This is a genomic window from Cupriavidus sp. 01T418 (genome assembly GCF_056398885.1).
Map to the genome: position 1 here is coordinate 51,747 of NZ_JBFTQG010000023.1, position 24,777 is coordinate 76,523.

25 protein-coding genes are annotated in these 24,777 nt (G+C 65.6%); 10 read left to right on the top strand and 15 right to left on the bottom strand.

The window, feature by feature from the left end:
- Positions 1-13 precede the first annotated feature (13 nt).
- The gene (locus AC1DQ3_RS21485) at positions 14-1,771 is read right to left on the bottom strand and encodes a methyl-accepting chemotaxis protein (RefSeq protein ID WP_477122175.1); all 1,758 of its coding nucleotides are present in this window, start codon (positions 1,769-1,771) and stop codon (positions 14-16) included.
- Positions 1,772-2,009: 238 nt separating this feature from the next.
- Positions 2,010-2,174, bottom strand: coding sequence for a hypothetical protein (locus tag AC1DQ3_RS21490; protein ID WP_477122176.1), 165 nt, complete (start codon positions 2,172-2,174; stop codon positions 2,010-2,012).
- 126 nt (positions 2,175-2,300) lie between these two features.
- Between AC1DQ3_RS21490 and AC1DQ3_RS21495 the strand changes: the two genes are divergently transcribed.
- Positions 2,301-2,606 carry an H-NS histone family protein gene (locus AC1DQ3_RS21495; protein WP_477122177.1) on the top strand — a complete coding sequence of 102 codons (306 nt, stop codon included), beginning with the start codon at positions 2,301-2,303 and terminating at the stop codon, positions 2,604-2,606.
- A 171-nt stretch (positions 2,607-2,777) separates the two neighbouring features.
- Here the strand turns inward: AC1DQ3_RS21495 and galE are convergent, their stop codons facing one another.
- Both galE and AC1DQ3_RS21505 read right to left on the bottom strand, forming a co-directional pair.
- Positions 2,778-3,797, bottom strand: coding sequence for a UDP-glucose 4-epimerase GalE (gene galE, locus AC1DQ3_RS21500; protein ID WP_477122178.1), 1,020 nt, complete (start codon positions 3,795-3,797; stop codon positions 2,778-2,780).
- Positions 3,798-3,997: 200 nt separating this feature from the next.
- Positions 3,998-4,981: a tyrosine-type recombinase/integrase gene (locus tag AC1DQ3_RS21505; protein ID WP_477122219.1), complete on the bottom strand. Its 984-nt coding sequence runs from the start codon at positions 4,979-4,981 to the stop codon at positions 3,998-4,000.
- Positions 4,982-5,274: 293 nt separating this feature from the next.
- Between AC1DQ3_RS21505 and AC1DQ3_RS21510 the strand changes: the two genes are divergently transcribed.
- Together AC1DQ3_RS21510 and AC1DQ3_RS21515 are read left to right on the top strand one after the other, a co-directional pair.
- The gene (locus AC1DQ3_RS21510; RefSeq protein ID WP_477122220.1) at positions 5,275-5,655 is read left to right on the top strand and encodes a nuclear transport factor 2 family protein; all 381 of its coding nucleotides are present in this window, start codon (positions 5,275-5,277) and stop codon (positions 5,653-5,655) included.
- Positions 5,656-5,706: 51 nt separating this feature from the next.
- Positions 5,707-6,708: an NAD(P)H-dependent flavin oxidoreductase gene (locus AC1DQ3_RS21515; protein ID WP_477122179.1), complete on the top strand. Its 1,002-nt coding sequence runs from the start codon at positions 5,707-5,709 to the stop codon at positions 6,706-6,708.
- A 58-nt stretch (positions 6,709-6,766) separates the two neighbouring features.
- On the opposite strand, the gene AC1DQ3_RS21520 is transcribed toward AC1DQ3_RS21515, so the two are convergent.
- The gene (locus AC1DQ3_RS21520; RefSeq protein WP_477122180.1) at positions 6,767-7,297 is read right to left on the bottom strand and encodes a PadR family transcriptional regulator; all 531 of its coding nucleotides are present in this window, start codon (positions 7,295-7,297) and stop codon (positions 6,767-6,769) included.
- A 398-nt stretch (positions 7,298-7,695) separates the two neighbouring features.
- Here AC1DQ3_RS21520 and AC1DQ3_RS21525 point away from each other — a divergent pair, with 398 nt between their 5' ends.
- Positions 7,696-7,917, top strand: a complete 222-nt coding sequence (locus AC1DQ3_RS21525; RefSeq protein ID WP_477122181.1) for a hypothetical protein — start codon at positions 7,696-7,698, stop codon at positions 7,915-7,917.
- A 170-nt stretch (positions 7,918-8,087) separates the two neighbouring features.
- Here the strand turns inward: AC1DQ3_RS21525 and AC1DQ3_RS21530 are convergent, their stop codons facing one another.
- From AC1DQ3_RS21530 to AC1DQ3_RS21560, 7 genes are all read right to left on the bottom strand, one after another.
- Positions 8,088-9,107, bottom strand: coding sequence for a Bug family tripartite tricarboxylate transporter substrate binding protein (locus AC1DQ3_RS21530; RefSeq protein ID WP_477122182.1), 1,020 nt, complete (start codon positions 9,105-9,107; stop codon positions 8,088-8,090).
- A 128-nt stretch (positions 9,108-9,235) separates the two neighbouring features.
- Positions 9,236-9,967 (bottom strand): SDR family NAD(P)-dependent oxidoreductase, encoded by a 732-nt coding sequence (locus AC1DQ3_RS21535; RefSeq protein WP_477122183.1) that lies wholly within the window; start codon positions 9,965-9,967, stop codon positions 9,236-9,238.
- Between the two features lie 214 nt (positions 9,968-10,181).
- Positions 10,182-11,384: a 3-oxoadipyl-CoA thiolase gene (gene pcaF, locus AC1DQ3_RS21540; RefSeq protein WP_477122184.1), complete on the bottom strand. Its 1,203-nt coding sequence runs from the start codon at positions 11,382-11,384 to the stop codon at positions 10,182-10,184.
- Between the two features lie 102 nt (positions 11,385-11,486).
- A complete protein-coding gene (locus AC1DQ3_RS21545) occupies positions 11,487-12,134 on the bottom strand; it encodes a 3-oxoacid CoA-transferase subunit B (protein ID WP_477122185.1) in 648 nt (215 codons plus the stop codon).
- 20 nt (positions 12,135-12,154) lie between these two features.
- On the bottom strand, positions 12,155-12,838 hold the full coding sequence (locus AC1DQ3_RS21550; protein ID WP_477122186.1) for a 3-oxoacid CoA-transferase subunit A: 684 nt from the start codon (positions 12,836-12,838) through the stop codon (positions 12,155-12,157).
- Between the two features lie 430 nt (positions 12,839-13,268).
- On the bottom strand, positions 13,269-16,346 hold the full coding sequence (locus AC1DQ3_RS21555; RefSeq protein ID WP_477122187.1) for an AAA family ATPase: 3,078 nt from the start codon (positions 16,344-16,346) through the stop codon (positions 13,269-13,271).
- Positions 16,343-17,488: an exonuclease SbcCD subunit D gene (locus tag AC1DQ3_RS21560; protein WP_477122221.1), complete on the bottom strand. Its 1,146-nt coding sequence runs from the start codon at positions 17,486-17,488 to the stop codon at positions 16,343-16,345. The genes AC1DQ3_RS21555 and AC1DQ3_RS21560 overlap by 4 nt, the downstream gene beginning before the upstream one ends.
- 234 nt (positions 17,489-17,722) lie before the next feature.
- On the opposite strand from AC1DQ3_RS21560, the gene AC1DQ3_RS21565 reads away from it, so the two are divergent.
- The gene (locus AC1DQ3_RS21565) at positions 17,723-17,857 is read left to right on the top strand and encodes a hypothetical protein (RefSeq protein ID WP_477122188.1); all 135 of its coding nucleotides are present in this window, start codon (positions 17,723-17,725) and stop codon (positions 17,855-17,857) included.
- Positions 17,858-18,022: 165 nt separating this feature from the next.
- On the opposite strand, the gene AC1DQ3_RS21570 is transcribed toward AC1DQ3_RS21565, so the two are convergent.
- Positions 18,023-18,232, bottom strand: coding sequence for a dodecin (locus tag AC1DQ3_RS21570; protein WP_477122189.1), 210 nt, complete (start codon positions 18,230-18,232; stop codon positions 18,023-18,025).
- Between the two features lie 97 nt (positions 18,233-18,329).
- Positions 18,330-19,271, bottom strand: coding sequence for a LysR substrate-binding domain-containing protein (locus AC1DQ3_RS21575; protein ID WP_477122190.1), 942 nt, complete (start codon positions 19,269-19,271; stop codon positions 18,330-18,332).
- 94 nt (positions 19,272-19,365) lie between these two features.
- On the opposite strand from AC1DQ3_RS21575, the gene AC1DQ3_RS21580 reads away from it, so the two are divergent.
- On the top strand, positions 19,366-20,493 hold the full coding sequence (locus AC1DQ3_RS21580; protein WP_477122191.1) for a tartrate dehydrogenase: 1,128 nt from the start codon (positions 19,366-19,368) through the stop codon (positions 20,491-20,493).
- 248 nt (positions 20,494-20,741) lie between these two features.
- Positions 20,742-20,996 carry a hypothetical protein gene (locus AC1DQ3_RS21585; RefSeq protein ID WP_477122192.1) on the top strand — a complete coding sequence of 85 codons (255 nt, stop codon included), beginning with the start codon at positions 20,742-20,744 and terminating at the stop codon, positions 20,994-20,996.
- Positions 20,997-21,387: 391 nt separating this feature from the next.
- On the opposite strand, the gene AC1DQ3_RS21590 is transcribed toward AC1DQ3_RS21585, so the two are convergent.
- Complete coding sequence (locus AC1DQ3_RS21590) at positions 21,388-21,699, bottom strand: winged helix-turn-helix transcriptional regulator (protein WP_477122193.1); 312 nt, start codon at positions 21,697-21,699, stop codon at positions 21,388-21,390.
- A gap of 174 nt (positions 21,700-21,873) precedes the next feature.
- On the opposite strand from AC1DQ3_RS21590, the gene AC1DQ3_RS21595 reads away from it, so the two are divergent.
- From AC1DQ3_RS21595 to AC1DQ3_RS21605, 3 genes are all read left to right on the top strand, one after another.
- Entirely contained in the window at positions 21,874-22,377 is a 504-nt protein-coding gene (locus AC1DQ3_RS21595; RefSeq protein WP_477122222.1) for a cysteine hydrolase family protein, read from the top strand.
- Positions 22,378-22,473: 96 nt separating this feature from the next.
- Positions 22,474-23,694, top strand: coding sequence for an MFS transporter (locus AC1DQ3_RS21600; protein WP_477122194.1), 1,221 nt, complete (start codon positions 22,474-22,476; stop codon positions 23,692-23,694).
- Between the two features lie 366 nt (positions 23,695-24,060).
- Complete coding sequence (locus tag AC1DQ3_RS21605) at positions 24,061-24,753, top strand: NnrU family protein (RefSeq protein ID WP_477122195.1); 693 nt, start codon at positions 24,061-24,063, stop codon at positions 24,751-24,753.
- The last annotated feature ends 24 nt before the right edge of the window (positions 24,754-24,777 follow it).

Genomic DNA, 24,777 nt, shown 5'->3' on the forward strand with positions numbered 1-24,777 from the left:
GCTTCGCCATGATTCAGAACGCGCTCCAGTCGTCGCCGCCGGCCGCGGTTGTCGCCAGTGCCGGCGCCACCGGACGTGCGGGGCGTGCCAGGCGCTGGACCGGCGTGCGTGCGCGTGCCGGCATGGCCGGCTGGTGCCTGGCCGGCTGGAGCCTGGCCGGCTGGTGCCTGACCGTCGCGGCGACGCGCGGTGCCGGCGCCGGCTTGGCCACGATGTGGCTGCCGGACAGCCGGAACACGGACACCACGCCGTTGAGCTTCTGCGCCTGCTCTTCGAGCGCACCCGCGGCGGCGGCCGCTTCTTCCACCAGCGCGGCATTCTGCTGGGTGACCTGGTCCATCTGCGTGACCGCCTGGTTGACCTGCTCGATGCCGCTGGTCTGCTCCTGCGTGGCCGCGCTGATCTCGTTCATGATATCGGTGACACGCTTGACCGCATTGACGATCTCGCCCATGGTCTGGCCGGCCTCGGCGACCAGCCTGGTGCCGCTTTCGACGCGCTGGCCGGATTCGCTGATGAGCGCCTCGATTTCCTTGGCGGCGGCGGCGGAGCGCTGCGCCAGGGTGCGCACCTCGCCTGCGACCACCGCGAAGCCGCGGCCCTGCTCGCCCGCCCGGGCTGCCTCCACCGCGGCGTTCAGCGCCAGGATATTGGTCTGGAAGGCAATGCCCTCGATCACGCTGATGATTTCCACCACCTTGCGCGACGAGCCGTTGATCTCGTTCATGGTATCGACCACGCGGCCCACCACGTCGCCGCCCTTGAGTGCGATCTGCGAGGCCTCGCTGGCCAGCACGCCGGCCTGGCGCGCGTTGTCGGAGTTCTGGCGCACTGCCGAGGTCAGCTCTTCCATGCTGGCCGCGGTCTCTTCCAGCGAGGAGGCCTGCTCTTCGGTGCGCTGCGACAGATCGAGGTTGCCGGTGGCAATCTGCTGCGTGGCCGAGGCGATCGAATCCGTACCGCCGCGCACCTGGGCGACGATATTCGACAAGCTTTCCTGCGTGACCACCAGCGCTTGCATCATGCGTCCCACCTCGTTGCGCGACACATTGGTGATGCGCGAGGTCAGGTCGCCCGCGGCGATGCGCCCGAACACCGCCAGGGCCTCTTCCACCGGCCGCACGATTGCCTTTTGCAGGGTCGCGGCGCACAGCGCGGCTACCAGCAAGCCAAAGGCGATCAGTGCAAAGCACAATATGCGCATCTGCTCGAAGCGGGCTTGCGAGCCGTTGTAGTTGGATTCACCGCTATGGAACTGGAAAGCTTGCAAGGCATCGTATGCGGAAACCATGCTGCGCTGCAGGTCGGGCATTGCCTTCTTGGCAAGCGCAAGCGCGCCGTCCGCGTTGTTCTCCAGCAGGGCTTTCTGCAAGGGCTGGATGCCCTTTTCCATGAATTCCTGGCGCTTGCGGGCAAATTCCGTCGCAAGCGCCTTTTCTTCGGCGTTCTGCGGCAGCGCCGAGTATCGCTTCCAGGCTGCCTCGCTGCTGTCGACGAACGTCATCGAACGGTCTACCACTGTTTTGCCATCGTCGCCGTCGCCCGGCATCACGCCGCGGTCCAGTGCCAGGCGCATGCGGGTCGTGCCAAGCATGGTTTCACTGAGCGCCTGCGACGAGGCAAGCTGGTTGCCATAGGTTTGCTGGAGCGCGTCGTTGCTGTGCGACATGCCATAGAGGCCCGCAGCGCCAACCAGGATCAGCAGCAGCGACAATATTGCCATTGCGCCGCGCAGCAAGGTCTTGATCTGGATATTGTGATGAAAAAGCATGAAGCATCCGATACGGTAAGGAATGCGCGAGACCTGCTCGGGTCCCGGCCCGGCGGATCGACACTCCCAGCGACCCGCTCAGGGCAGATAACGGCGGTGTCGCGCGATTCCTTGAGCGGGGTGCCGTATCAGCCATGCCCGCCCCCATGGGCGTTTCTGCCCTGCTTCACCAGCCATGCCCAAGCGCCCGTCCCCCAATCGGTTGGCATGCGATAAGACAGATTTTGTTGCAGAAAAATCACTTTCCGCCATGCGCCAATACGGAGATCAGGGTTATTTCCCGGCTCGGAATGCAAAACGGCCGGATCACATCGGCGTAGTGTTTTTTTTGCACCGTCCAAAGCCGCCGTACCGCCGGCAAATACGAAGCCACCGCCGACCGGCGGCCGGTACGAAAGTTCATTAACTGGATCGTGCTTAGGATTTATCAGAATTCTCTCCATCGCAGTTTAAAAGCGTTTGCAGGATCGCTTGGTGCCGTTATAATTCATCCGACTCATCATGCTCACCCAGTAAATCGAGGCTCGTAATGGCGACTTATCAGGAAATTGTTCAGAAAATCAGTGAACTGCAAAAGCAGGCCGAGGAAATCAAGTCTCGTGAGCAGGCTTCCGTCATCGCCGATATTCGCCAGAAAATCGACCAATATGGCCTGACCGCGGACGACCTGGGTTTCGGCACCAAGCCTGTCGCCGGCAAGAAGGCAACGCGCAAGGTGCCGGTGCGCTATCGCGACAGCGCGGGCAATACCTGGACCGGCCGCGGCAAGCGTCCGGGCTGGCTGACCCAGGCCCTGGCCGCCGRCAAGAATATCGAAGACTTCCTGATCAGCTGAATCCGGGCGCAGGCAACGGGCGTCGCGGCCGAGTCTGCCGCGAACCCGCTGCGCCCATGAAAACGGCCGGGCACATGCCCGGCCGTTTTCGTTTTTGCCGCCTTGGTCCTCGCCATGCCGCTTGCCTGGGCACGCAGAAACGGGTACGCCGCGCCTGCCCGGCCAGTCCAATCAGCCGGCAAAACCCAGCGGGTTCATTGACTGCCAGCGCCATGAATCCTCGCACATGCGATCGAGATCGTGCTGCGCGCGCCAGCCGATCAGCGCTTGCGCCAGTGCCGGGTCGGCATAGCACGAGGCAATATCGCCGGGGCGGCGATCCCCGATCTCGTAGGGTATCGGGCGGCCGCTGGCACGCCGGTAAGCCGCAACGACCTCCAGCACGCTGTAGCCCCGGCCTGTGCCGAGATTGACGGTCAGGCACTGTTGCTTGTCACGCAGGTAGACCAGGGCGGCAAGGTGACCAGCCGCAAGATCGCAGACATGGATGTAATCGCGCACGCCCGTGCCGTCGACCGTTGGGTAGTCGCCGCCGTGCACCATCAGCTTCTCGCGGCGCCCGCCGGCGACCTGCGCAACGTAAGGCATCAGGTTGTTCGGCACGCCGGCGGGATCTTCGCCGATCAGGCCGCTTTCATGCGCGCCCACCGGATTGAAATAGCGCAGGTAAGCGATCCGCCAGGCGGGTTCGGACCGTTCCAGGTCGCGCAGGATCTGCTCGCCCATCAGTTTGGTCTGGCCGTAGGGATTGGTGGCCGACAGGGGAAAGTCCTCAAGGATCGGCACCAGATGCGGATTGCCATAAACCGTGGCGGAGGAACTGAACACCAGTTGCCTGACGCCGGCGGCGTTCATCGCCGAGCACAGGGTGAGCACGCCATTGAGATTATTGTCGTAATAATCGAGCGGTTTGCTGACCGATTCGCCCACCGCCTTCAGCGCCGCGAAATGAATCGCCCCGGAGATCCGGTGTTCGGCAAACAAACGGTCCAGCAAAGCACGGTCCCGGACATCGCCCTCGACAAAATGCGGGTGCTGGCCGGTAATCCGCGCCAGGCGCTCGACCACGCTGCGATTGCTGTTGCAGAGATTATCCAGGCCAATCACGTTGTAGCCGGCCTCCAGCAAGGCGACCCAGGTGTGCGATGCGATATAACCGGTGGCGCCCGTGAGCAGCAGAGTTTCAGACATGGCGATTCATCAATCGGTTGTGAAAAGAAATGGAACGGCACCGGGACAGCACGCCGGGTCGAACAAGTGAAGCGCTGGTTTCAGCATGCCCTGACGCGGGGGCGCCATCAGCGCCATCAGGGACCGCCTGCGGCATCAGGCGGCAACGTCAACTGAGGACAGCAGGGCGCCTCTGCCGTGCCGGTGTCAGCGGCCATATTCTACGGTGCGTGCGCCAGCCCGGCGCGAGCCTGCCAGGCCTCGAATGCGGCACGCAGGCGCCAGCCGGATTCCAGGTCGCGCATGCCGAGGCATTGCGCCACCTCGGCCGGGCCGGCGCCGGCCTCGAAGTGCAGCGCGCCGCAGGTATTGCGCAGCGTCTGCGGAGACGCCCGCTCGCTGCGGCCCGCCAGCACGCCGGCTTCATCAAGCAGGATTTCCACGCGTCGGTACAGCGAAGCCGCGTGCAAGTGCCGGCCACTGGGCATGGCGGGGAAGACCAGGTTGCCCAGCGTGCCGCTGGCGCCGCGGATTTCCAGCCACGCCAGCAGCGCTGGCCGCGCGAAGGCAAAGACGGGCGCCTCGTAGGCGCGACCGTTGTCGGGCCGGACCAGGCGTAGCCTGGCAGCGTCCTGCGCGATGCTGTCCGTGCCCAGGCTACGAACTTCGCCCACCTTCAGGCCGGCCCCCAGCAACACCGCCACCAGCGCGGTGTCGCGCGCGCGCTTCCATTGGGTAGGCGACAGCGCGGCGCCATCCTGGCCGGGCGCCTGGACCGCCGGCGCCAGCACCCGCGCAATCAAGGCATCGCGCTCGGCAGGCAACAGGAAGGCAGTGGGATCGTTCTCGCCTTCGGCCAGGTGGGCGCGAACGGCCTGGCTGGCGGGATTGTGCAAGCCCTGCTGGAGCAGCGAGAGATGGTGGAAGACTCGCTCGATCAGGCGCGCATAACGGTAGCGATGGGACTTGTGCAGATCCTGCTCGTCCAGGAACGCCCCGATCTGCTCCGCCGACCACGCCAGCGGCGCCACGCCGCGCTCGCCGGACCAGCGCAAGAACTTGCCCCACATCGCGCGATAGACCACGGCGGTGCCGCGGCGAAAGCCGTGGCTGGCCAGCCAGCCGTCGAAAGCCCGCTCGGGATGCGCCCGCCAGGACTCGAGGTCCGCATCGAAGAGGGCCGCGGATGGCCCGTTGGCGCTCATGTCAGTACTCACTCGCGCTCCTTCGCTGGTTGGCGGCAATGCCGGTATTGTAGACAAATCGCCACAAAAGGCCGAGCCCCGCGGCTGGAGGGATCGCAGGCGAATCATGCGCTTCCCATCCATGAATGCGCCGCAAATGCCACGTTAACACTAAATCCATTGCAATTGCCATCCCGCGCTGCTACCTTTCCATATCACTATGCAACTGGTTGCATATCCATCCCGGAGGAAACACCGTGACTCAAGCAACCTTGTCGGCGGCGGCGCAGGCCTCGCTGGCAATCTGGCACCGCATGATCGCCACGCATTCCATGGCCGACCTGGACAGCATCGTGGCCGATGAGGTGGTGCTTCATTCGCCCGTCGCCCACACACCATACCCAGGGCGTGTCGCCTTGCGCATGGTGCTGGAATCCGTCAACCAGGTATTCCAGGAGTTCCGCTATCACCGCACCTTCGTCGGCGACGACGCGCGCAGCGTGGTACTGGAGTTCAGTGCGACTGTCGAAGGCAAGGCCGTCAAGGCCATCGACATGATCCGCTTCAACGATGCCGGCAAGATCGATGACTTCGAGGTCATGGTTCGTCCGAAGAGCGGCCTGGATGCGCTGGCCGCCGCCATGGGCGCCCGGCTTGCCAGCCAGAAAGCCGTATTGCAGGGCGCCGGCGCCTGATATCCGATATCCACGTATTCCTGTTAACGCTTCCCCTTTCGCTAAAACACCATGTCGCTTCCCGCCATTCTCCAGAATCGCCTTTCGCTGCCGGTTGTCTGCTCGCCGCTGTTCATCATCTCCAACCCCGACCTGGTGGTCGCCCAGTGCAAGGCCGGCGTGGTGGGCTCGTTCCCTGCGCTCAACGCGCGCCCGGGCCCGGTGCTCAACGATTGGCTTGACCGCATCACCACCGAACTGGCCGAGCACGATGCCAAGCATCCGGATCGTCCGTCAGCGCCGTTCGCGGTCAACCAGATCGTGCACAAGTCCAATGACCGGCTCGACCACGACCTGGAACTGTGCGTGCGCTACAAGGTGCCCATCGTCATCACCTCGCTCGGCGCGCGCACCGAGGTCAACGACGCGGTGCACTCCTACGGTGGCATCGTGCTGCACGACATCATCAACAATACCTTCGCGCGCAAGGCCATCGAGAAAGGCGCCGACGGCCTGATCGCGGTCGCCACGGGCGCGGGCGGCCATGCCGGCGTACTGTCGCCGTTCGCGCTGTTGCATGAAATCCGGGAGTGGTTCGACGGCCCGCTGCTGCTGTCGGGCGCCATTGCAAGCGGCGACGGCATCCTCGCGGCGCTGGCCGCTGGCGCCGACCTGGCCTATGTGGGATCGGCCTTTATCGCCACCGAGGAAGCCAACGCGCAGTCCGGCTACAAGCAGATGATCGTCGACAGCAACGCCTCGGACATCGTCTACTCCAACCTCTTCACCGGCGTGCATGGCAACTACCTGCGCCAGAGCATCGTCAACTCCGGGCTCGACCCGGAAGCGCTGCCGGAATCGGATCCGTCCAAGATGAATTTCGGCTCGGGCAGCGCCAAGGCATGGAAGGACATCTGGGGCGCAGGCCAAGGCGTGGGCGCGATCAAGCGCGTGGTGCCGGCGGCCGATCTGGTGCGCCGCTTTGCCGAAGAATATGCACTGGCACGCCGCCGGCTGGGCCTTGCCCCGCAATCGGCGCACGCCACCGGCACGGCGGCGGCCGATCTGGCCTGATCCGGTAAGCACTGGCAATCCGCCGCATCCACGAGGCGGATTGCCCTGCCTGATTGCCCTATTTATCCAGCAGCGGCAATAGCTCTTCCGCCCAGGACACCCAATCTTCCTCGTAGCGGATGCCCCGCTTCAGCAGGGCATGCCGCAACTGCTGCGCACGCACGGGCTGCTCGGCGGAAAAGTCGCGCCGCTCGATCAGGCGGTAGGTATCGAGACGCTCCCGGTGGAGCCCGATCAGGCGCTGCATCTCCGGCGCCAACCCCAGCGGGCCGATAACGGCATCCGCGCGCAGCTTCACCAGGATTTCGTCGCGCAGGTCCAGTCCGGCGGTAGGCGCAAGCACCCAGCGCGCCAGTTCGTCGCGCCCCGGTGGCAGCACGAAATAGACCTTCTTGCGATTGCGCGCATCGCCCTCGCCCTCCTCCTCCGCAATCCAGCCATGCTCGGCCATGCGACCAAGTTCCCGATAGATCTGCTGGTGCGTGGCATGCCAGAAATAGCCGATCGAGCGATCGAAACGGCGTGCCAGCTCGTAGCCGGACGACGGCTTTTCCAATAGGGAAGTCAGGAGTGCGTGCTGAACGGACATGCGGGAAGGGTTACGTGGAAGCCAGTCGCCCCGGCAGCGAATTCTCCCTGCCGGCGTGGCTTTGATGGCGAGCGCCTATGGTAACGCAAAGCCGTGCCCGCGCACGCGCGGCGAGCCAGGGCAGCCAGGATAACCGACTGCCATACTGCTCGCCCTGCGGCCCTGTTTCAGGGCCGCGGCTTCGCATGCACGGAAGTTACGGCGGTTAATTGCGGGAAAGATGGCAGTTCAGAGACAACGCTGATCCAGATATTAAAAATGCTAAATAGCATTTTCCGGCTGTCTGCAATACATTTGCAGATCTAGTCATTTTGCATGCTTGTTGCCTGTTGCCTGTTTCTTGTTGGCGGTTCTCGGCCTCGGCCCGGCGCATGCTCGTCATTCACCTGGAGTGGTCCATGCAAGGACAAACAGATTTCGCCGAAGACCGGGATGTACAGTGGGAAGCCGATGGTCCGCAGGCATCGGGGCAACCGGCGCAGGCCGCAGCCATGCCGGTGTACTACCGCCTGCCGGACACGCCGGAAGGCCACCATATCAAGGAATACGCCAGCGGCTTGCGCCAGCTGGTGCGCTTTGTCGGTGTCGAAGAACAGGTCGTGAAATACAACGTGGCCTGATTCCCTGCCGGGTCTCTTCCTGCCCGGTCCGGGCGGGCCAGGATCAAGCCCGCGAGCTATCGCGGGCTTTTTGCCATGCGCGCTTGTGAAAAAGCCGGCCCCTCGGGGCCGGCTCCGGCTGCCGGCAACCTGGACGTTGTGTCCGGGCCGGGGCAGGCAATCATGGCCGGTCAGTCAACCGTGGCGCCCGAAGCCTTCACCACCTTGGCCCACTTGGCGGTTTCCGACTTCATGAACGCGGCCAGTTCAGCCGGCTTTTCCGGATGCGGTTCCGCGCCCTGGTCGGCCATCTGCTTCCTCACTTCCGGCATGGCCAGGATCTTCACCACTTCCGCGTTCAGGCGGTCGACGATCGGCTGGGGCGTGCCGCCGGTGGCGTACAGCGCGAACCAGGAAGTCGCTTCATAACCCGGCACGCCGGATTCCGCCACGGTCGGCACGTTCGGCAGCGCGGGCGAGCGCTTGGCCGAGGTCACCGCGATGGCGCGCAGCTTGCCGGCCTTCACGTGCGGATACGACGACGGCATGTTGTCGAACATCAGGCCGATCTGGTTGCCCAGCAGGTCGTTCACCGCCGGGGCGCTGCCCTTGTACGGGATGTGCTGGATATGCAGGCCGGTCATCGAGTTGAACAACTCGCCCGACAGGTGCATCGACGAGCCGCTGCCCGATGATCCGTACGACAGCTTGTCCGGATTGGACTTGACGTAGGCGATCAGTTCCTTGATGTTGTTGACCGGCACCTTGGGGTTCACCACCACGATGTTCGGCACCATGGCCACGCGCGAGATCGGCGCGAAATCCTTGACCGGATCGAACGGCAGCTTCGAGTACAGCGACTGGTTGATGGCGTGGGTACCGATGGTGCCCATGAACAGCGTGTAGCCATCGCCCGGGGCCTTGGCCGCGATCGCTGCACCAATATTGCCACCGGCACCCGGGCGGTTGTCGATCACCACCGGCTGGCCGAGCGCCTTGCCCAGTTGCAGGCCGACGATGCGCGCCAGGATGTCGGTGGTGCCACCGGCAGAGAACGGCACGATCATGGTGATCGGCTTGGTCGGGTAGGTGCCTTGGGCGTAAGCAGCGCCGGTCATGCCGCCGAACGTGGCGGCCAGTGCCACACCGGCCGCCAGCAGGCGACGGCGCGCGCTGTTATGCGGGGTGCGGGCTTGGGAATCGGATTTCATGTTTGCTCCAGGATAATTCGCTGTAAGCCCGCGCTTGTGGCGCGGGTTGTCTTTTCTGGTTATTAACGGACTAATGCTGCGGCGTGATGACGCGGACACGATTTTGCCCTGCTCACACCACGGGACTGCTAAACGGGCGCGACGCCGAGCGTGGTGCCGCCGCACACATAGAGCACCTGGCCGGTCACGAAACCATTTTCCGGCGACAGGAAAAACAGCGAGGCGCGCGCCACGTCTTCCGGCGTACCCATGCGCTTGACCGCGATGCTGGCGAGGATACGCCTGGTCTGCTCGCTGCCTTCAGGGTTGCTCTTGCGGAACAGCTCGGTGGCGATCGGACCGGGCGCCACGGCGTTGACCGTGATGCCGTCGCCGCCGAGCTCCATCGCCAGCGTGCGGGTCATGCCGATCAGGCCGGCCTTGGTGGCGGAATACACCACGCGCTCCGGCTTGCCCAGCGCCGCGCGCGAAGCCATGTTCACGATGCGGCCGAAGCCCGCCGCGCGCATCGCGGGCAGGCAGGCCTGGGTCAGCAGCAGCGTGGCTTGCAGGTGCAGGCCCACCACGTAGTCAAGGTCTTCCACACGCGCCGTGTCGGCTGTGCCCGGGCGCGTGGCGCCGGCATTGTTCACCAGCCGGGTGACGGCAAAGTGCGAGGTCACCTGTTCGGCCACGGCGCGGGTCGCGGCAGCATCGGTCAGGTCGGCCTGGAAAAACGTCATATTGGGATGGGACCAGGTGGGCGCGACATAGTCGACATTGACCACCTGCGTCACGCCATCGGCCAGCAGCATTTCGCTGATGGCGCGGCCGATACCGGAACTGGCGCCGGTAACGAGCGTGGCAACGGGAAGGGACATCTTGTACTCCGCCCGGCGCAACTACGCCGAGTCATGCTGGAAAAGGATGCGACAAGGGCCGGCCAGCCGGTCGGCCCAGTCACACTGCATCAGTGCATCGGGAAACATCAAAGCCTGCACATCCACCGGATACCGACAGCAGCGATTCGGCTGGCCTTGGCAGACAACGCCCGCTGGCCGAAACCCGCGGGCGCCGATGACGCAACGACGATGATCAGACGCGCTCGATCACCATGGCGATGCCCTGGCCCACGCCGATGCACATCGTGCACAGCGCGTAGCGGCCGCCGGTGCGGTGCAGCTGGTACATGGCGGTGGTGACCAGACGGGCGCCGCTCATGCCGAGCGGGTGGCCCAGGGCGATCGCGCCGCCGTTCGGGTTGACGCGTGCATCGTCGTCGGCCACGCCGAGTTCGCGCAGCACGGCCAGGCCTTGCGCGGCGAACGCTTCGTTCAGCTCGATCACGTCCATCTGGTCGATGGTCATGCCCAGTTGCTTGAGCAGTTTCTGCGTGGCCGGTGCCGGGCCGATGCCCATCACGCGCGGCGCCACGCCGGCGGTGGCCATGCCGACGATGCGCGCCTTGGGCGTCAGGCCGTGCTGGCGGGCCGCGGCTTCGCTGGCGAGCAGGATGGCGCATGCGCCGTCGTTCACGCCCGAGGCATTGCCGGCCGTCACGCTGCCGTCGGCGCGCACCACGCCGCGCAGCTTGCCCAGCGCTTCCATGCTGGTGGCACGCGGGTGTTCGTCGCGCTCCACGACCAGCGGATCGCCCTTCTTCTGGGCGATCGTCACGGCGGTGATTTCCTGCGCCAGCGTGCCGTCGGCTTGCGCGCGCGAGGCCTTTTCCTGGCTGCGCAGCGCCATCAGGTCCTGGTCTTCGCGGCTGATCTTGTAGTCGGTGGCTACGTTCTCGGCGGTCTCGGGCATCGAGTCCACGCCGTAGGCCGCGCGCATGGCCGGGTTGATAAAGCGCCAGCCAATGGTGGTGTCGAAAATCTGCGCATCGCGCGAGAAGGCGCTGGTGGCCTTGCCCATCACGAAGGGAGCGCGGCTCATGCTTTCCACGCCGCCGGCGAGCATCAGGCCGGCTTCGCCGGCCTTGATCGCGCGCGCGGCGGTACCGGTGGCGTCCATGCCCGAACCGCACAGGCGGTTGATGGTGGCGCCCGGCACGCTTTGCGGCAAGCCCGCCAGCAGCAGCGACATGCGCGCCACGTTGCGGTTGTCTTCACCGGCCTGGTTGGCGTTGCCGTAGATCACGTCGTCGATGACAGACCAGTCCAGGTTCGGGTTGCGTGCCATCAGGGCCTTGAGCGGCACCGCGCCCAGGTCGTCCGCGCGCACCGCGGACAGGCTGCCGCCGTAGCGGCCGATGGGGGTGCGGATGGCGTCGCAGATAAAGGCTTCGGTCATGGTTCGTCTCTCTTACTCTTGCTTGTACGTGAAAGCGTGAAGCTTGGAAGCGTGCTCGCTTGGGATGGCACCGGCGGCCAAGGCCATCGGTCAGGCCATCGGTCAGGCCGCAATGCCCTGCTTGAGCGGCACGCCGGTCAGGCGTTGCAGTTCGTCGAAGGACAAGCCTTCGACCAGGTCGCGCGCCACCAGCCCGTCGGGCGTGACGTCGATGGTAGCCAGGTCAGTGTAGATGCGCGTGACGCAAGTCATGCCGGTCAGCGGATACGTGCATTCCGCCACGATCTTGCTCTCGCCCTGCTTGGTCTGGTGTTCCATCATCACGAACACTTCCTTGGCACCGATGGCCAGGTCCATGGCGCCGCCCACGGCCGGGATCGATCCGGGCGCGCCGGTATGCCAGTTGGCCAGGTCACCCTTCACCGACACCTGGAAGGCGCCGAGCACGCAGAAGTCGAGGTGGCCGCCGCGCATCATGGCGAAGGAATCGGCATGGTGGAAATACGATCCGCCCGGCTTGATCGTGACCGGCTGCTTGCCGGCGTTGATCAGGTCGCCGTCTTCCTCGCCGGCGGGCGGTGCCTTGCCCATGCCGAGCAGGCCGTTCTCGCTGTGCAGCAGGATTTCGCGGTCGGCGGGCAGGTGATTGCCGACCAGGGTGGGCAGGCCGATGCCGAGATTGACCACGGCACCGTCGGGAATGTCTTTGGCCACGCGGGCGGCCATCTGATCGCGGGTCAGGCGTTGCATATTCTGGATCTCCTTGGCGCTCAGGCGGCAGCCTGGCCGGCGCCGTCGATCTTGACGACGCGCTTGACGAACAACCCCGGTGTCACGATGTGTTCCGGGTCCAGCTCGCCGAGTTCGACGATCTCGCTGACCTGCACGATGGGACATTTGGCAGCCATGGCCATGATCGGGCCAAAGTTGCGCGCGGTCTTGCGGTAGGTCAGGTTGCCCCAGCGGTCGGCGCGCAGCGCCTTGATCAGGGCGAAGTCGGCGTGGATGGGCGTCTCGTAGACGTAGCCCTGGCCGTCGATCATGCGGGTTTCCTTGCCTTCGGCCAGCGGCGTGCCATACGCGGTGCGGGTGAAGAAGCCGCCGATGCCGGCGCCGGCGGCGCGGATGCGCTCGGCCAGGTTGCCCTGGGGCACCAGTTCCAGCTCGATCTTGCCAGCGTGATAGAGCGAATCGAAGACGTACGAATCGGCCTGACGCGGGAAAGAGCAAATGATCTTGCGCACGCGCTCGGCCTTGAGCAGCGCCGCCAGGCCGGTGTCGCCGTTGCCGGCGTTGTTGTTGACGATGGTCAGGTCGCGGGCGCCCTGGGCGATGAGCGCGTCGATGAGCTCCGCCGGCATGCCGGCCATGCCAAAACCGCCAATCAGGATGGTGGCGCCGTCGTGAATGTCGGCCATGGCCGATTCCACCGAGTCGAATAGCTTGTTGATCACTTGCGTTCCAGTTCCGAGAGTCCGGGCGAACTATCCGGAACCGGCCGCCAAGGAGGAAAATCAGGCGGCGCGCAAACGCTGTCTCCGGACAGTTCTGCCGGAAGAGCCGTCCGGCTCGCCTGCCTTCGCAATTCCTTGCAAAGGTGCATTGCCGGACACGAATCCAACAGATTTTGGTTTTTCTTGTTATTCGTTATTCTGATTTTGCTATTTTGTTCTAGCTACGAACTTCAATTCGCATAATGAACAGGTTACACCCCCTCTCCGAAGGTGGTCAAGGCAACGGCAAATCGCCTGTGCGGTTGCCGGACACGATCGTAGGCCAGTTGTAAGCCGCCTGGCGCCGCCACGCCGCGGATGCCTGAAAAGCAGCGCAAAGAGTCCGTAGCTTACGCTCTTCACGCTCCCGCGAGGCGGTCAAGCCCTTGCTTTACGGCAACTGCAGTTCGGCCCGGCTGCCGCCCGCCCCGGGCCGGATTTCCAGCCGCACGTCGATGCGCTCGCGCAATTCGGCCACGTGGGAGATGATGCCTACCAGCCGCCCGGCCTGCTGCAGGTCGATCAGTGTCCTGATGGCAAAATCCAGGCTCTCAGGGTCGAGCGTGCCGAAGCCTTCATCGACAAACAGCGTATCGAGCTGGATCCCGCCCGCGCGCGATTGCACCACGTCGGCCAGCCCCAGCGCGAGCGACAGCGAGGCCAGGAAGCCCTCGCCTCCGGACAGGGTATTGGCCGGGCGCGCCATGCCGGTGTCGTGGTCGAAGACCTCCAGGTCGAGCCCGCCGGCGGTACGCTGGTCGCCCTGCTGGCGCACGCGCTGCAGTTCATAGCGGTTGCGGCTCATGCGCATCAGGCGCAGCGAGGCCGCTTCCAGCACCTCGTCGAGCAAGGTCGCCAGCACGAAGCGCTGGAAGGTGATGCGGCGCGGATTGTTGCCGTTGGCCACTTCGGCCAGGCGTCCGAGCACCGCGTAGCTGCGCTCGATATCCGCGCCCGCGGCGGCCAGCGCGTCCAGGCGCTGCTGGCATTGCAGCAGGTTCTCGCGGCTGCGGTTCAGGTCGGCCTGCTCCCGGACCAGCGCTTCCAGCGCGCTGGAAGCATCCGCCTGGGCCTGCCTGAGTGCCGGCAGGTCGGGCACGGCCAGATCGCGCGCGGCGGCGGCGGCGCGCATGCGGCGGTCCGTGGCGGCGGCCAGGTCGAGGTCGAAGCGGTTGACGCGGGCGTCGAGCTGCTCCACCTGCGAGGCCGGCAAGCGTGCCTCCGCATAGGCCTCGCGCGTGACGAAGCCCGCCTGCCCGAGGGCGCCCGCGAACCCGGCGCCTGCCTGCTGCTCTCGCATCGCATGGCTCGCCAGGCTGGCTTGCGCGGCGGCCTGCGCGGCCTGGGCCGCCGCCAGCCCGGCGCTCGCCTGCTTGTCCGCTGCCTGCGCGGCGGCCTGCGCGGCTTCGCGCGTGGCAAGGTCCTGCCGAGCCTGCGCCAGCGCGCGATTGAGCCGTTCCGGCTCGCGCCATTCGGGCGGCACCTGCGTGCTGGCCGCCTGCCACTCGCCTTGCAGCTTGGCGTGATGCTGGCCGGCGGCCTGCGCCGCCGCATCGGCGGCGCGAATGGACGCATCGGCAGCCGTGAGCGCATCGCGCAGCCGCTCCAGTTCCGCTGCCAGCGGCGCGCACCGGCCAGCCGCTGCTTCGGCGGCCAGTTGGTGCGCGCGCAGCGCCTGGATCGCCTCGGCAAGCTGCAGCTTGGCGGCGGCCGGATCCTGCGCCGCGCCAGCGGGCATTTCCTCGGCGCTCACGGCTTCGCGCAGTTCGTCCAGTTGTTCCGCGCGGTGGGCCAGCGCTTGCTGCCCGGCTTGCGCCTGGCCGGCCATGCTGTGCGCGGCCTGGTCGGCAAGCCGGGCGGCCTCGCGGACGTGGTCGAGCGTCTCGTCGGAGACCGGTGCCTCGATATGCCGGGCCAGTTCAGGATGCGCGGCACTGCCGCATACCGGGCAAGCCTCGCCGTCGTGCAGGCCGGCGGCCAGCCGCGCGGCTTGTCCGGCCCGCCAGGCTTGCTCCGTCTCGCGCAACTGGAGGGCGCTTGCCGCCTGGCGCGCGGCGGCTTGCTGCGCGGCAAGCCGCGCGGTCTCGGCCTGGCGGCGCGCCTGCTCACATTGCGCCAGCGTGGCCGCGTATTTGTCGAGCGTGCCGGCCTGCCGCGCCAGGCCGGCCTGTTTCAGCCGGATCGCCTCCATCCCGCGCGCGCCTTCCTGCGCCTGGGCCAGGCCGGCCTCCGCCTGCCGCAATGCGGTGGTGACTTGCTGCTGCGATTGCAGCGCGGCGGCATGCGCCGCGGCCGTCTGCGCCTGCCGGTTGGCAGCGTGCCGCAGATCCTGCTGCAACGCGCCGAGCCGTTGTGCCTGGGGCAGCATGGCTTCCAGCTCCGCCACCTGCTTTTGCGCCACCTGGCGCTCGCCGGCGCGGGCTGTTTCGGCCGCAAGCGCCGTGGTGGCAGTCACCGCAACAGCGGCACAGTCGCTGGCGCGCGTGGTTGCCGCAGCCAGCGCTTGCCGCGCCTGCAGGTGTTCCTGCGTAGCCTGGCCGAGATGCTGCTCGAACGGCTGGGCCTGCGCGGCGCGGCGGGCGGCCAGCAGACGCTGGCGCTCCGCTTCCACCTCGGGCCGCTGCGCGATCAGCGCGGCATGGGCTGCCTCGGTCTCGCGCTGTTCGCGCAGGCGTGCTTCGGTCTGCTCGCCCTGCCTGTTCGCCAGCGTGGCGAGTTCCAGCACGGTGCGCGCCGCGCCTTCGCGCTGCTTGAGGCCATCCAGACTGACCTGCAAACCCGCCGTCTGCTCGCGCAGGCCATCCACGGATTCGAGTTGATACTGCTGCAGCAAGGCCGTTTGTTCGATCCGCAGCCGCTCGGCCTGCTGGCGGATACCTGCTGCCTGGCCCTTGAGCAGCTCTTCCACTCGCCGGTACAGCTCGGTGCGGAACAGGCGCTCCAGGATGGCCTGGCGGCTCTTGGAATCGGCCGTCAGCAGTTCGCGGAAACGGCCCTGCGGCAGCACGATGACCTGGCGGAACTGGCTGCTGTCGAAGCCCAGCAGGTTGCGCACGTATTCATCGACCTTGTTGGGCTGGCCGGCCTTGCTGGTCCAGCCGCCCTCGCCCATGGCGTCGAGCTGGGCCTTGGGCGTTTCCTTGACGGTGCCCTCGCCGCGCAGCTTCGGCCGCTCCTGCGCGGGCGAACGCGTCACCAGGTAGCGCTGGCCGGCCAGGCTGAATTCGAAGGTCACTTCCGTGCGCAAGCCCGGGTCGGCGTTGGCGCTGCGCATGTCCTGCGCGTTGCGCTCGCCGCCGGAAGTGTCGCCATAGAGCGCGTAGCAGATGGCGTCGAGCAAGGTGGTCTTGCCCGCGCCGGTGGGGCCGTGGATCAGGAAGAACGCCCGGTCCCCAAGCTGGCTGAAGTCGATTTCCTCGCTGGCGGCAAACGGGCCGAAGGCCTGCAGTTTCAGGCGTAGCGGTCTCATGCGGACTCCCTGTCGGCGGCGGCGATGCCTTCAAGCAGTTGTTCCAGCACGCGGCGCTTGTCGTCGTCCAGCTCTTCGTCCGCGACCTCCTTGAAGAAGTTGGCGAACAGTTCGCCGGTATCGAGCTGGCGCAGGCGCTGGCCAGCCGCGCTGGCCTCGCCGGATCGCGCCAGCACGGCACGCTCGATGGCCAGCGCATTGGGATAGGCCTGGCGCAGCCGGGCCATCGGATCGAGCAGGGCGCCGGTATCGGTCAGCACGGCGTGGATATAGTCGGCGCGGTGCGGATCTTCGGCGCCTTGCGCCAGCAGATCGGCCAGTTGCCCTTCGACGATGCGCAGGTCGCGCCGGGGCGATAGCGCGATCGGCTCGATGGTGACCGTGCCATCGCCCGCCAGCTCGATCAGCGAGACCGACTTGGCGTGCGTGACTTCGGACAGCGAGTATTTCAGCAGCGAGCCGGAGTAATGGATGTGCTGGTCAAAGGTCTGCGGCCGGTGCAGGTGGCCAAGCGCGACCAGGTCGAAGCCATCGAACACGCCAGCGGCAACGGCACCGCTGCCGCCCACCGAAAGCGGCCGTTCCGATTCGCTGGCTTCGCCGCCAATCACGAAGGCATGCGCCACCACCACCGAACGCGCATGCGCCGGATGGCTCGCGCGGATCGCCTGCAGGCGTGCCACAAGCGCCGCCTCGTGGCCGGGCAGGTCCACGCCGAAGGCATCGCGCACCGCCGCGGGCTCGGCATAGGGCAAGGCGTAGATCCGCACTTCGCCCGCGGCATCGGACAGCGTCACGCAGGTGGCATCGGGCTCGGCACGGCCAGCCACATGCAAGCCCTGCGCCGTCAGCAGGCGCGCGCCAAAACCAAGCCGCTGCGCGCTGTCGTGATTGCCGGCGATCATCACCACCGGCACGCCCGCGTCCACCACAATGCGCGCCAGCACGTCGTCGAGCAATGCCACCGCCTCGGGCGGCGGCACCGCGCGGTCATAGACGTCGCCGGCAATCAGCACCGCATCGGGCCGCAATTCGCGCACCAGCGCAACAAATTGATCGAGCACCCAGGCCTGGTCTTCGAGCAGGCTGCGCGCGTGGAACACGCGCCCGAGATGCCAGTCGGCAGTGTGAAGAAAACGCAATGTGAATCCCTTTGGTGGATGGCCGGAGTGAGCCGGAGCGAGCCGGGCGTCGTCCACGGCGGACAGCGCGGCAGGCGCCATCATAACGTTGCCGGTTCGCCATTCAGCTTCGGTTCAGCCCGCGCCGCCCACAATTGCCTCCGTGCTGGTGCAAAAACACCGGCTCCGGCACATGAAAGCGGCCAGCTTGCCGCCCCCCGGCGGTACGTTCCAACCCAGCCTGAGCGAGAAACCATGAAACGCATCAAGGTGGAACTGCCCGGCCATATGCAGGGCATCGCGCGCACGCTGCACAGCGAGCCCGCCGCGCTGGTGGCGGAAATGAACCGCATCGTGAGCGCCTGCCAGGGCGGCAGGAAGACCTTCTGAAGGGCAGGCCCGCGCCGGCGGGCGATGTTCGCACGGCCGGCAAGGGACACGCGAAGCCGCTCAATATCGTGGGCGGCTTCTACGAGGACGGCTGGGATATGGAGCGCGACGCGCCCGACGCCGTGCGCAACCGGCCGTTCCGCCACACGGATGCCGCCGCGCGGCTCAGCTCACACGAAAGCCGATCTTCAGCGTGACCTGGAAGTGCGCCACCTTGCCATCGGCAAGATGGCCGCGTGTTTCCACTACCTCGAACCAGTCGATGTTCTTGATGGTCTCGCTCGCCTTGGCAATGGCACTGCGGATCGCCGCATCGCATCCGTCCGGCGACGAACCAACGATCTCGACCAGCTTGTAGGTGTGGTTTGAGGACATGTCCGCTCTCCTTGGCGCAATGGACCCAGGCAATCACCCGAGATTGATCCATTCATCATAGGCAGCGGGCACGGCAAAGCCCAAGCGCGCCCAGCGATCAGCCTCGCATGGCCACCTGCGAGGCTGATCGCTCGCGAAAGAACGCTTCGAAGAACTCCACGCAAACCCGGATCTTGGCCGAGGTGGTCAGGCGAGACGGGTACACCGCCCAGATATTGGCCTCCTGGCTGCATTCGGGCAGGATCTGCTCCAGTTCGCCGGTGGCCAGCATCGGGCCCACATCCCACAGCGAGCGCAACACGATTCCCCGGCCATCGATCGCCCAGCGCACCACGATCTCTCCGTTGTTGGATGACAGCGGCCCGGTGACCTTGACGGTCTGCTCGGTGTTGCCGCTACCGGTGCCGCTACCGTTACGCAGCTTCCACACGCCAAAGGGATGGTCGCGCTCCTTGATCACCAGGCAGTCATGGCTGGCCAGGTCGGCCACCACGCGCGGCCGGCCGCGGCGCGCCAGGTAGGCGGGAGACGCGCACAGCACACGGCGGTTGTCGCCAAGCCGGCGCGCGATATGGTGCGGTGCAATCTCGTCGCCCACGCGGATATCGAGATCGAAGCCTTCGGTGGCCACGTCCACCAAGCGGTCGAATACCTCGAAGCGCACCTGCAACGCGGGGTACAGCATGGATAGTTCCGAGATCGCCTGGGCCACGATACGGCGCCCGAAGCCAAAGCTGGAGCAAACCCGCAGCAGGCCGCGCGGATTGCGGCGGGTGCTGGAGACTTCCTCGTAGAGATGATCGATATCGTCCAGGATGCGCTGCGCCAGCGCATAGACCCGTTCGCCGTCCTCGCTCACCACCACGCGGCGGGTGGTGCGGTGGAAGAGCTTTACCGCAAGCGCCGCTTCAAGCACTTGTATGCGTTTGCTGATATAGGCCGGCGACACGCCAAGCGCCTCCGCGGCGGCAGAGAAGCTGGACTTGCGCGCGACTTCGATAAAGACGCGCAGATCCTCGTTGAGCAGCTCATTCTTCACGAAGTGTGTTTTATCGGTTCACGGATTGATTGATTATATTCCGCGCGGAATTCCTTACCATGGGCCATCCCAATCCCGACCGTGAGCATCCGCCATGACATCAGCCTCTCCCACCCCCTTCCGCATTGCCGTCATCCCTGGCGATGGCATCGGCAATGAGGTCATGCCCGAGGGCCTGCGCGTGCTCGAAGCCGCTGTCGAGCGCTTTTCGCTGGGGCTCGAATTCGTGCGCTTCGACTGGGCGCATTGCGACTACTATCTGCAGACCGGCGCCATGATGCCGGCGGACTGGCGCGAACAGCTGGAAGGGTTCGATGCGATCTACTTCGGCGCCGTGGGCTGGCCCGCCAAGGTGCCCGACCACGTCTCGCTATGGGGCTCGCTGCTGAAGTTCCGCCGCGACTTCGACCAGTACGTGAACCTGCGCCCGGTGCGGCTGTTCGAGGGCGTGCCCTGCCCGCTGGCCAACCGCAAGCCGGGCGACATCGATTTCTTCGTCGTACGCGAAAACACCGAGGGCGAATACACCTCGCTGGGTGGCCGCATGTTCGAGGGCACGGAGCGCGAGGTGGTGTTGCAGGAATCCGTGTTCAGCCGGGTGGGCACCGACCGCGTGCTGCGCTACGCCTTCGAACTGGCCAACTCGCGCGCGCGCCGCCATCTCACCGTGGCAACCAAGTCCAATGGCATCGCGGTGAGCATGCCCTACTGGGACGAGCGCACCGACGCGATGGCGCAGTACTATCCCGACGTGACGGTGGACCGCCAGCACATCGACATCCTCACCGCGCGCTTCGTACTGCAGCCCAACCGCTTCGACGTAGTGGTGGCCTCCAACCTGTTCGGCGATATCCTCTCCGACCTGGGCCCCGCCTGCGCCGGCACCATCGGCCTCGCGCCGTCGGCCAACCTCAACCCCGACCGCAAGTTCCCGTCGCTGTTCGAGCCGGTCCACGGCTCGGCGCCCGACATCTACGGCAAGGCCATCGCCAACCCGATCGCCATGATCTGGTCCGGTGCGTTGATGCTGGATTTCCTCGGCGGGGCCGAGGGCATGGATGCGGCCGGCAGCGCGCGCTACCGCGAGGCGCACGACGCCATCGTGCGGGCGATCGAGACCGTGCTGGCACAGGGTCCGCGCACGCCGGACCTGGGCGGCGACGCACATACCGGGGATGTGGGCGAGACGATCGCGGCGCTGGTCCGCAATGCGGGCGGCTGAGGCTCTCCGGCCACGCCTGTGCGCCGCAGGGCGCGGCGCACAGGCCCTGTTTCGCTTTTCCGGTCGCCTGGACAGCCACGATCACATGCGTGGGCTGCCGGGCCGCGCCCACACCCCCTGCTGCCGTTGACGATTCGTCGCGATATGTTGCCAAACGCGTAAAACGCATGCATGCACCGAGAAAGTGTTTGTCCTTTCCGGTACATACGTTCTACCTTACGAGTGTGCGTGCCTTTCCGGAGACCGCAATGGCAATCCGCTCCACTGCTTCACACAGCACCGCGCAGTTAAGACGACTGGTCGGCCAGTTGCAGGCCGAGGTCGACTCGCTGGATCAACTTGCCATCTTCGACGCCGAGACCCAAACCGCACTGGGCCTGGCCCGCGACCGCCTCACGCAGGGCATCGAGGCGATCGAGGATGCCATCCGGAGCCTGCGCACGCTGCAACAGGTCCGCCCCTCGGCCATGCGCGCCCGAAAGACGACGCCGCGCGCCGCGTGATGCGCGGGCACGCGGCCTGGCCGTCCGGCCTGCTCGGAATTCCTGCACGGCAGGACGCAACACAATCGCGTTGATATCTACATCGGCCAGCTGGCCTGCTGGCAGAACTCGCCCACCGTCTTCGCGCTCTGCGCGTGGCTACCTAACGGGATTGCTGCGCAGCCGATGCAGGCGCGCGATGCTCAACGGTGGCGATGGACGACCGCTTGCGGACCCGATCGAGACCATCAAAGGTGCGACTTCCATGACCGCAATGGCGGATAGAGCCGACATTACGGAGCATTCCATCATCGAAAGCGAGCGACAGATCACAAGCTTTTCGCCTGAGCCGCCCTTTTGTCCCGTTCCGCCGCGTATGCAGGTGCCAGCTTCGCCGCAAGATCGGTACGCTTCAGTTCGACGCCACATGACTGGCAAACCGTCCCGAGACCGGATCCTTCCCGCACGGAATGTGTGTGTATCGGACGGCGACTCTTTTCTCTGGAGGTTTGCACCATTTCTCCCCCCATGCTCGCAGCGTGAGCATCACAGGATGGAAATCCAGCCCCATCTCCGTCAGTACGTATTCGTAGCGGAGCGGCCGCGTGCTATAAGGCCGGCGCTCGATCAGCCCCGCCTCCTCCAGCTTCTTGAGTCGCGCCGCGAGCATCTGCGGCGTTGCCCCCGTTTGAGCCTGGATGTCATCGAAACGGTTCATGCCCATGAACAGTTCTCGTAAGACCAATATCGTCCAACGTTCACCCACGATCGTGCCAGTCAACAAGCGAGGGTTAATCTATGTCCGCATGGTCTGAAGTCGACGACACCGAATGCCCGATCGCTCGCTCACAGAGGCAAGGTATGGCCGTATATCAAGGATATTGCTGACGAAGTCGGACTGCTCGACAACCTTCGCACCATCACCAAGGCTGTACGGGATACCGGTATTCAGGTCGTCATCGTGCCGCACCGCCGGTGGCGGCAGGGCGATTATGAATGCTGGTGCCATCCGAGTCGGAGCCAGCGCAAGATCATGCAGGGCCATCACTTTGCCCACGGTGAGTGGGGAGGCGACTGGCACCCGGAGTTCGCGCCCCAACCCGGTGACATCATCGCGCACGAACATTGGGGCTCGAGCGGTTTTGCCAATACGGATCTCGATTTCCAGCTAAAGCAGCATGGCATCACGCACGTCGTAGTGGTGGGTCTGCTGGCCAACACCTGTATCGAGGCCACCGCGCGATATGCAACGGAACTCGGGTACCACGTGACGCTCGTCAAGGACGCCACGGCGGCGTTCAAGCGCGAAATGATGCACGCTGCCCACGAACTGAACGGGCCGACGTACGTGCACAGCATCGTCGATACACGTGAACTCGTCGAGGCACTGTCAAAGGCCTGAGCAGCCGTGCCGGCTGAACGTCAGCCGTGTCCTTTGCGGCACGACCTTGGCTGACGTTCATCCACTGCCTCGCATCGAATAAGCGAATGAATCCGGATGCCAAATAAATTCCCGACCGCAATGACGCCGGACCTCACCCGGCGTGACGTCTTCCTGATGGCCCTCGGTTGTGCCCTCGCCGTCTCGGCCATCTACTATCACCAGCCGCTGCTGCCGCAGATCGCGTCGACGTTCGGCGTGACGCCGACGCATGGAAACCTCATCGCCACGCTAACGCAGCTCGGGTATGCAATGGGCCTGCTGCTCTTCGTGCCGCTTGCTGACGGTGTTCAGCCACGCAAGCTGGCGTCGCTTGCGATCACCGGCAATGCCGCTGCACTGCTGGCCTGCGCAGCGGCGCCGACGTTCTCCCTGCTCGCGGCATCCAGCTTTCTCGTTGGCGTGACTGCCATTACCGCGCAGATCGTCATTCCCGCCGCGTCGGGCAGGGCGACGCCTGCGATCCGAGGGCGAATCGTCGGCACGTTGCTCGGCGGTCTCTCCTCGGGTGTGCTTCTCGCGCGCACGCTGAGCGGTCTGGTCGGCGCTCACTTCGGCTGGCGCACGATGTTCGTGATTGCATCGACGGTCGATCTGACGCCCCTCGTCGTCGTTAGCAAACTGCCTGTCTCAACCGGGCTGACCGGGCTGACCGCGATGCGCTACCACGACCTGATGCGTTCGCTGGTCGTCCTGATCCGTGAGGAACCTCTGCTGCGCATCTCCGTCGCGATGGGCTTTCTGACGTTCGCAGCCTTCAGCGCGTTCTGGGCCACGCTCGGGGCGTTGCTGGCGCGGCCGCCCTACGAGTTCGGTCCCGCCACCGTCGGCGCATTTGGGCTCGTCGGGTTGCTGGGTCTCGCGGTGTCGCCGCACCTCGGAGCACTCGTCGATCGAATCGGCGCGCGTACGGTGGCTTCTGTCGGCGCCGTCTTCGTTGTCGTGGCGTTCGCACTGGTCGCGGTTGGCGCAAGCAACCTGCTCTGGCTGGTCACCAGCATGGTGCTGCTCGACCTGGGCCACCGTGCCGGCTTCGTCGCCAACCAGGCTCGGATCTACGCGCTGCGTCCTGAAGCCCGCAGCCGCCTGAACACGGTTTTCATGGTGTCGTACTTCCTCGGTGGCGCGGCAGGCGCTGCGCTCGGTGGCTATGGCGCGCACCGCGAAGGCTGGATCGGCCTTGCGGCCCTGGGGGCAGTGCTGTCGCTTGCGGCCATCGCGGTCGGCGCTTTCGCGTACACGAAAGCGAATACGACTCTCGCAGACAGACCGGCATGACCACACGGTGATACAACGCTGCGCGTCTTGCCAAGATCAGTCAGCCGCGTCCCTATTCAGGCTTCGGCCCGCGTGTCGATTTGCGAAATCAATAACCGTAAATAGGAGTGGGAAGCAGCTAATGGTGGGATGGTCAAATTGGCTTTTGCGACACTCAAGTAGTAATCTTCAGTACTGGATATGGAACAAAGGCAAATGCCAGACACGCCATGGCGGCTTGAATTGCCATGATGAAATGTCCAAATGCAGACCCCTTCATACCGAAGTACGCTCTATGCCGGCAGCGTCGAACCAGTCCGGCCACGCCTCTTCGCGAATTGGAGGGCAATGCGGTCAGCCAACGATATGACTTGAGGAGCTGGGCCGATGGGAAGCACCAACGCAGTAGCGGCGGCGGCAGTCGCCTTCGTGGGCAGCCACTTTCTCTTGTCCCATCCGCTGCGCAGGGGTTTGGTCCGCGCAATTGGCGAAGCGGGGTTCCAGGGCGTCTATTCGCTGGTTGCGGCCTTGACGCTCGGCTGGCTGATCCTGGCATACCGAAAGGCGCCCCTGACGGCACCACTATGGCCGGTAGGAAACGGCCTCTGGGCGATTGTGACCGCGGTCATGCTGATCGCGTCGGTCCTCCTGATGGGCTCGCTGATCCGCAACCCGGCGCTTCCCACCGCCGGTCGGCCCCACTCGTTCCCGGACGCAGCGCGCGGCGTGTACGCGGTGACGCGCCACCCGATGATGTGGTCGTTCGCACTTTGGGGGCTGTGCCACGTCGCGGTGTTCCCGGTGGCCAAGAACATCATAGTCGCAGCGGCTATGGTCATCCTCGCGCTCGTCGGCGCCGCGCTGCAGGACCGGAAAAAGGAGCGGCTCCAGCCCGATCGCTGGCCCGCATGGGAGTCGAAGACGAGTTATCTGCCGTTCGCGGCGATCGCCGCTGGCCGTGCGCGGCTCGGCGGGTTCGGCTTGCACGCGCTGTTGGGCGGCCTCGTCGTCTGGCTCGCAGCGACTTGGGCTCATATCCCGCTCGCCGGTTGGGCCGCGGGTATCTGGCACTGGCTGTAGCCGCAGCCCGGGCGGTCATGCCAC

Coding starts and splice junctions, on each gene's coding strand:
- AC1DQ3_RS21490 (WP_477122176.1), bottom strand. CDS start 2,174: ATGAACTTTCGTACCGGCCGCCGGTCGGCGGTGGCTTCGTATTTGCCG.
- AC1DQ3_RS21565 (WP_477122188.1), top strand. CDS start 17,723: ATGAAACGCATCAAGGTGGAACTGCCCGGCCATATGCAGGGCATCGCG.
- AC1DQ3_RS21555 (WP_477122187.1), bottom strand. CDS start 16,346: ATGAGACCGCTACGCCTGAAACTGCAGGCCTTCGGCCCGTTTGCCGCC.
- AC1DQ3_RS21485 (WP_477122175.1), bottom strand. CDS start 1,771: ATGCTTTTTCATCACAATATCCAGATCAAGACCTTGCTGCGCGGCGCA.
- AC1DQ3_RS21580 (WP_477122191.1), top strand. CDS start 19,366: ATGACATCAGCCTCTCCCACCCCCTTCCGCATTGCCGTCATCCCTGGC.
- AC1DQ3_RS21525 (WP_477122181.1), top strand. CDS start 7,696: ATGCAAGGACAAACAGATTTCGCCGAAGACCGGGATGTACAGTGGGAA.
- AC1DQ3_RS21600 (WP_477122194.1), top strand. CDS start 22,474: ATGCCAAATAAATTCCCGACCGCAATGACGCCGGACCTCACCCGGCGT.
- AC1DQ3_RS21530 (WP_477122182.1), bottom strand. CDS start 9,107: ATGAAATCCGATTCCCAAGCCCGCACCCCGCATAACAGCGCGCGCCGT.
- AC1DQ3_RS21535 (WP_477122183.1), bottom strand. CDS start 9,967: ATGTCCCTTCCCGTTGCCACGCTCGTTACCGGCGCCAGTTCCGGTATC.
- AC1DQ3_RS21570 (WP_477122189.1), bottom strand. CDS start 18,232: ATGTCCTCAAACCACACCTACAAGCTGGTCGAGATCGTTGGTTCGTCG.
- AC1DQ3_RS21520 (WP_477122180.1), bottom strand. CDS start 7,297: ATGTCCGTTCAGCACGCACTCCTGACTTCCCTATTGGAAAAGCCGTCG.
- galE (WP_477122178.1), bottom strand. CDS start 3,797: ATGTCTGAAACTCTGCTGCTCACGGGCGCCACCGGTTATATCGCATCG.
- AC1DQ3_RS21505 (WP_477122219.1), bottom strand. CDS start 4,981: ATGAGCGCCAACGGGCCATCCGCGGCCCTCTTCGATGCGGACCTCGAG.
- AC1DQ3_RS21590 (WP_477122193.1), bottom strand. CDS start 21,699: ATGGGCATGAACCGTTTCGATGACATCCAGGCTCAAACGGGGGCAACG.
- AC1DQ3_RS21510 (WP_477122220.1), top strand. CDS start 5,275: ATGATCGCCACGCATTCCATGGCCGACCTGGACAGCATCGTGGCCGAT.
- AC1DQ3_RS21515 (WP_477122179.1), top strand. CDS start 5,707: ATGTCGCTTCCCGCCATTCTCCAGAATCGCCTTTCGCTGCCGGTTGTC.
- AC1DQ3_RS21545 (WP_477122185.1), bottom strand. CDS start 12,134: ATGCAACGCCTGACCCGCGATCAGATGGCCGCCCGCGTGGCCAAAGAC.
- AC1DQ3_RS21585 (WP_477122192.1), top strand. CDS start 20,742: ATGGCAATCCGCTCCACTGCTTCACACAGCACCGCGCAGTTAAGACGA.
- AC1DQ3_RS21605 (WP_477122195.1), top strand. CDS start 24,061: ATGGGAAGCACCAACGCAGTAGCGGCGGCGGCAGTCGCCTTCGTGGGC.
- pcaF (WP_477122184.1), bottom strand. CDS start 11,384: ATGACCGAAGCCTTTATCTGCGACGCCATCCGCACCCCCATCGGCCGC.